The sequence below is a fragment of the Pseudoduganella sp. RAF53_2 genome (assembly GCF_052113985.1).
In the GTDB taxonomy this organism is placed as follows: Bacteria; Pseudomonadota; Gammaproteobacteria; order Burkholderiales; family Burkholderiaceae_D; genus Rugamonas.
On sequence record NZ_JBFRDW010001073.1, the window covers coordinates 1 to 1,073 of the forward strand.

Consider the following 1,073-nt stretch of genomic DNA (forward strand, 5'->3'; position numbering starts at 1 on the left):
GGATAAAGATGAGACGCACAGCAGTGCAGCGCCAAGAATGCGTGCTTTCATGTGTCCTTGTTCCTCGCCGGTCGAAGAACACATGGTAGCTGAGCACGGCGCGAATGGCCGCACATTTATGCCCAACTGATGGGCGTTTTGCCTTGCTGCGACAAATAAGCGTTGGCGCGCGAGAAGGGACGGCTGCCGAAGAAGCCTTTGTCGGCCGAGAATGGCGACGGATGCGGCGAGGTGATGATCAGATGCTTGCGCGGATCCATCAGTGCACGCTTGGCGATCGCATAGCTGCCCCACAGGATGAAGACCAGGCCGTCGCGCTGTTCGGACAGGCGGCGAATCGCGCTATCGGTAAATGTCTCCCAGCCCTTGCCTGCATGCGAACCTGCCGCGCGTGCGCGCACAGTCAGCACGCTATTGAGAAGGAACACGCCCTGTTCGGCCCAGTCCGACAAGTCGGTACGCTGGCGGCCCACGCCGAGGTCCGTCTCCAGCTCACGGAAAATATTCTGCAGGCTCGGTTGCGGGCGATTGCCATCGGGGACGGAAAAGCAGAAGCCCATGGCTGCGCCCGGTGTGTGATACGGGTCCTGGCCGAGAATGACCACCTTCACATCATTGAAGGGTGTCAGGTCGAAAGCGCGGAAGATGTTCTTGCCCGCCGGGCAGCATTGCGTCGATTGGTACTCGGTGCGCACGAAGCTCGTCAGGCCGTCCCAGTAGGGCTTCTCAAACTCCGGCTGGAGCTGATCCTTCCACGACGCTTCGATGCGGACGGTCATGCCTTCGGATACAGGATCATCTGGGTGCAGCGGAACAGGGCAATGGTCTTGCCGTTCGACTTGTCGCTGACGGTGGCGTCCCACACCTGGGTGGTGCGGCCCATGTGCACGGCCTTGGCGCTCACGGTGATTGCACCTTCGCGCGCGGTGCCGAGGTGATTCGACTTCAGTTCGATGGTGGTGAAGTTGTTGGCGCCTTCCGGCAGGTTGGCGAAGCAGGCCAGGCCGCAGGCGGTGTCGGCCAGCGTGACTACGGAACCGGCGTGCAGGAAACCGTTGGGAGCGAGGTGGAAC

The 1,073-nt window shown here is 61.5% G+C and carries 2 protein-coding genes; both read right to left on the minus strand.

Going from position 1 to position 1,073, the window contains the following annotated elements; all coding sequences use genetic code 11:
- Positions 1 to 116 precede the first annotated feature (116 nt).
- On the minus strand, positions 117 to 779 hold the full coding sequence (locus AB4Z11_RS32395; protein WP_442030381.1) for a uracil-DNA glycosylase: 663 nt from the start codon (positions 777 to 779) through the stop codon (positions 117 to 119).
- On the minus strand, positions 776 to 1,073 hold a 298-nt coding region (locus AB4Z11_RS32400; protein ID WP_442030383.1), incomplete at its 5' end, for a PaaI family thioesterase. The genes AB4Z11_RS32395 and AB4Z11_RS32400, both read right to left, overlap by 4 nt.